This window comes from Pseudoalteromonas sp. TAB23 (assembly GCF_000498075.1).
Lineage (GTDB): Bacteria > Pseudomonadota > Gammaproteobacteria > Enterobacterales > Alteromonadaceae > Pseudoalteromonas > Pseudoalteromonas arctica.
Genome location: NZ_AUTP01000190.1, coordinates 1 through 4,149, shown reverse-complemented (window position 1 = coordinate 4,149; position 4,149 = coordinate 1). Strand labels below are relative to the sequence as shown.

At 38.9% G+C, this 4,149-nt stretch carries 4 protein-coding genes; 3 read left to right on the top strand and 1 reads right to left on the bottom strand.

Going from position 1 to position 4,149, the window contains the following annotated elements:
* Positions 1 to 10: 10 nt before the first annotated feature.
* Positions 11 to 1,336, bottom strand: a complete 1,326-nt coding sequence (locus tag L654_RS0109355) for an IS4 family transposase (RefSeq protein WP_024607224.1) — start codon at positions 1,334 to 1,336, stop codon at positions 11 to 13.
* Between the two features lie 498 nt (positions 1,337 to 1,834).
* Here L654_RS0109355 and L654_RS0109350 point away from each other — a divergent pair, with 498 nt between their 5' ends.
* The 3 genes from L654_RS0109350 to L654_RS0109340 all read left to right on the top strand — a co-directional run.
* Positions 1,835 to 2,875 carry a Glu/Leu/Phe/Val dehydrogenase gene (locus L654_RS0109350; protein ID WP_024590806.1) on the top strand — a complete coding sequence of 347 codons (1,041 nt, stop codon included), beginning with the start codon at positions 1,835 to 1,837 and terminating at the stop codon, positions 2,873 to 2,875.
* Between the two features lie 185 nt (positions 2,876 to 3,060).
* A complete protein-coding gene (locus tag L654_RS0109345; RefSeq protein WP_024607877.1) occupies positions 3,061 to 3,699 on the top strand; it encodes a chloramphenicol acetyltransferase in 639 nt (212 codons plus the stop codon).
* A 176-nt stretch (positions 3,700 to 3,875) separates the two neighbouring features.
* On the top strand, positions 3,876 to 4,149 hold a 274-nt coding region (locus tag L654_RS0109340; protein ID WP_029753559.1), incomplete at its 3' end, for a zinc-dependent peptidase.

Sequence of the window (4,149 nt, the reverse complement as noted above, 5' to 3'; positions counted from 1 at the left end):
TTAATGCCAGTCAGTTAACAGCTGACTGGCTTTTTTTATTGGGGTATTTACTGGGTTTTGGTTTCACACACCTCGGATACGCCCGCTCCCGTTTTATCGGCAATATGTGATGTTCAACTTGAGCTTGTAATTGCTCTATTGATTTAGGTATCCGTCCTGCATTTTCTATAAACATTGTATGAATAAGGTTAATAATACTAATAGCACACGTCGTAAAACTCAGGTGTTTTGCATATATTCCAGATTTTTTCTGCGCCATTTTCACCATCTGGTATCGGAGCAAGTTATAGCTCAACATTACGCCCCATAATTCTTGCGCTATCATCTCAGGTTTCTTGCTGCGTAGCGTAAAGTGACTATTCAGTAAGGTTTGTTTCATTTCTCGATAACCAAGTTCAATTTCCCACCGATCACTATAGAGGTCAACAATTTCAGCCTTAGGGAAACGCATTGGGTCTGTTAATGAAGTGAGTATATTCACCTCTTTCCCCTTAACCGTTTTTGTGACTAGCCTAACTTCAATGCTCTCTGGTAAATCGTCGAACTTTTTTCTCGCTTGTGCTGTTGCTTTTAGCTTGATGAGTTTGTCTTGACGACCTAGAGAGCGAACAATTTCATATTGCGTGCCTTTTCTCATCGGTTGAAGCCAATGCCTATTTACCCCAGCATGATGCCAACGATTGAGTAAGCCTAGAGAATAGAAGCCTCTATCAAATAACGTCAGTGAGTTATCGGGTGTTGCCTCGATTAAGTCTTCAGCCAACACCATTTCACTTGTACGACAACTATCAAAGGCGCTCCCCATTAATAAATGACTAGTTAACTCCATCAAACACACCATGCGAACCTGAGGGAAGGCCGTGTCACCATACTGATTTTTCCACATGGAGAATGCATGTTGATTTTCAGCAGTATCCGGTGTGCGCCAAATGACACCATCAACACCCAGTAGTGATAGCCCGCACCATGTGGGATGGTTCGCATCAGCATTCCACATTTGCTGACTTTGCTCAAAAACCTGTTTAACGGCATCAGCCCCAAGCCGCTGCCTAGCCTGTACAACCGCGCTGGGCGCAACGAGTTCTTTTTTACCTGGTAAAGCGAGCCCTAATTTACTGACAATACTCCACAGTGGGTCTTCACGATAAAACGACATACAAATGACTGTCCAAACGGCCATCTCAACAGGAAGCCTTCTTTTCCTTATCGTCGCGACACCTGCGGTTTCTGCGCATTGTTTGATAAACTCAGGGCATAAAAAATCACTCAGTTGACCTAAGCCTTCTGAATTGGGTGCGTAGCTATTGGCTAGAGAAAGTGCGGTAGTGAGTTGCAAAATAAAAGGCTCCTGAATAAATTCAGAAGCCTTTATAAACTAACCAGAAGATCGGTCAATGGATCGTTAAATATTTCTTAACTGATCGGCATTAAGCCTAGTGCTCGCTTTTTTGTTTTTTTAAATAGAGTCATTACCAAGTTTACAGCTCTGACCAGTTTACGAAAAAGCTCACTTTTTACTGGAAACCTATAGGCAGCAGTACGTGGCGGGCAAGCAGCACTTGTATATTAAACTTTACACACAATAGTTGTGTTACGTTCACGTAAACGTAAGTTGGTGTGGTTGTTCTATTTATAGTTTTTAAAACTTACAAACAACGATTTTGTGAATTTTTTATCTATATAAAAGTTTTAATCCGGTTATTTAATTTAAGCTTGATGTTTTCATTGGTTTTATCTTCTGTGAGTATAGCGAACTCGAATATGAAGTGATAAAGTCTCGGCAATTTCCAGCGCGCATACCCTCTCACGGGTTAACTATTTCGGAGTATTTTAAGTGGCTGTGTTTAATCGAGTTGAATTTGATAACCATGAACAAGTGGTTTTTTGTTCTGATGAAGAGTCGGGTTTAAAAGCAATTATTGCTGTACATAATACCAACCTAGGTCCTGCAGTTGGCGGATGTAGAATGTGGGATTATGCGAACGACGAAGATGCTGTTTACGACGTGCTACGTTTATCAAAGGGCATGACTTATAAAAATGCAGTTGCGCGCTTACCATTTGGTGGTGGTAAATCTGTAATTATAGGTAATGCGAAAGAAATTAAATCTGAGCAATTATTTCGTGCATTTGGTCGCCAGTTAGAGCGATTAAATGGCAGCTATTACTCAGCAGAAGATGTAAACATCACATGTGCTGATGTAGCTATCATGAATAAAGAAACTAATTACGTACTGGGTCTTGAAGGTAAAAGTGGTAACCCATCGCCATTTACAGCATACGGTACGTTTTTAGGAATTAAAGCAGCGCTACAGCATCAACGTGGTCATCAAAATTTTGCAGGTGTGAAAGTGGCTGTTCAAGGTTTAGGTGCTGTTGCTTATGGTTTATGTAAGCATTTAGCTGATGCGGGCGCTGAGTTGTTTGTAACTGATATTAACCAAGCTGCAATTGATCGCGTAGTTAATGATTTTGGCGCGACTGCGGTTGGCATTGATGAAATTTACGACTTAGATGTTGATGTTTATGCACCGTGTGCATTAGGTGCGACTATTAACGATTTAACGATACCGCGTTTAAAAGCGACTATTATTGCAGGCTGTGCTAATAATCAGTTAGCAGAGTCTCGCCACGGTGAAGTTATTCGTGAAAAAGGCATTTTATATGCACCAGATTACGTAATTAACGCTGGTGGTATTATTAATGTTTATTACGAAACAGCGCCAGAAGGTTACAGTGCAGCAGCGTCTAATAAACATGTTGAAGGTATTTTTAATACGTTAACTGAAATCTTTGCCCGTAGCGAAAAAGAGCAAAAATCAACGCATTTAATTGCTGACGAATTAGCGCAAGAGATCATTAAAAACGGTCTATAAATTTAAGCTAAAATGCAATAAAGGTGTGCAATTGCACACCTTTTGTTTATCTGTAAGTTAAGGGGTGTTGATCTTTGCGGATTTAACCTTGAAAGATCAACAGACCCTAATGCAATTATTACTGAACAGCGGTACACTTTATTTTTAATTTTGTGCGGCAAATTATGACTCCCTCAACTTCTCTCATGCAGCCTATCGATTTAGATAATTGGCCTAGAAAGCAACACTTTGAATTATTTAAACAATTTTCTCAGCCTTATTTTAATGTGTGTGTACGTTTAGATATTCAAACACTTTACGACTATTGCAAAACCAATCAATTTTCTTTTTTTCAAGCGTATGTATATTGCACCTTAAAAGCGTGCCATGAGTACGATTCAATAATGCTACGTATAATAGATAATCAACCATGGTTACTTAATAGTGTTCGCGCAAGTGTGGTTGAGTTGTCTGAAAACGATACGTTTGTTTTTAGTTATTTTAACAGCACAGGCGAGTTTAAAGAGTTTGCAAATCATGCAAGTGACGTAAGTAAAAAAGCGAAATTACAGCCGTTATTTTCTGATGCATTTGCTCAAACAGAAGGGCAGGCAGATTTAATTCATATATCTGTTTTGCCGTGGCTGAATTTTAGTGCGTTTTCGCATGCATTTAGTGAAGGGCAGAGTTTAGGCATTCCTAAATTTGTATTTGGTCAGTTTGATAAACACACAGGCACAATGCCTTTAGCTATCGATGTACACCATTCATTAATGGATGGTTTGCACGTAGCGAAATTTATAAACACATTGCAGGGTACATTTGATACCTTTTGCAAAAATTAACTTTAAACACATCAGTAACGGCAGTGCAAAGCAGTAAACAATTTATAAGTAATCTATAAGTAATCTATAAGCAATGCGATGTGAATTACTTTATATTCAAATACATAACCTTGTATGCTTGAAAAGCACGTGTGCTGGACATATTTATATACCATACCTTAGCTCAGGAAATCCCCATGATAAATGGACTGTTAATTGTTGTTTTAATTCTTTTTGTGGTGATTTTCTGGCGTTGGCCATCAATTCAAAACCGATTATGGCGCAGTAAATATAAAGACTTTGCTTTAAATTCGCAGCAAAAAGATATTTTACTGCGTTGCATGCCCATCTATAAAAAAATGACCGACGCCGACAGAGAAAAATTAGAGCGACATATTACGTGGTTTTTAAACGAAAAACGCTTTGTCGGTTGTGATGGCTTAAGGCTAACGTCTGCAATGAAGTTAATTG

Bases quoted from the DNA above. Each gene is read 5' to 3' on its own strand.
- L654_RS0109345 (WP_024607877.1), top strand. From the start codon at position 3,061: ATGCAGCCTATCGATTTAGATAATTGGCCTAGAAAGCAACACTTTGAA.